Origin of the sequence: Pleomorphochaeta sp. DL1XJH-081 (assembly GCF_049310885.1) — a bacterium.
GTDB lineage: Bacteria > Spirochaetota > Spirochaetia > Sphaerochaetales > Sphaerochaetaceae > CAYZJV01.
Genome location: NZ_JBMDYO010000104.1, coordinates 1 through 271, shown reverse-complemented (window position 1 = coordinate 271; position 271 = coordinate 1). Strand labels below are relative to the sequence as shown.

1 protein-coding gene is annotated in these 271 nt (G+C 46.1%); it reads left to right on the top strand.

The annotated features are described in order from the left end of the window. Positions 1-24: 24 nt before the first annotated feature. A partial coding sequence (locus ACODJP_RS14070) for a hypothetical protein (protein WP_422482564.1) occupies positions 25-271 on the top strand: 247 nt, incomplete at its 3' end.

Below are 271 nucleotides of genomic sequence, written 5' to 3'. Positions count from 1 at the left end.
AGCACTTCGAAGAGAGGGTCTAAAGTGAATTTGAACCGCGTTAGGCTTGGACAGTTTTGGGACGAAGTGATCCAGATGCTGCAGACCAATCAACTGACTCATGATTTCCACAAGTTGACCAAGTATGTGAACGCGTCTCATTCTTACAAGCTCCTTGTCGAGCCTCTGGAGATTGCTGAATATTACAGAACAGGTATGCACAAGAAGAAAGGGCACTACATTGAGCATGGCAGGGAGAAAAGGTTCAAGATTTTCGACAAATGGTGGGGGG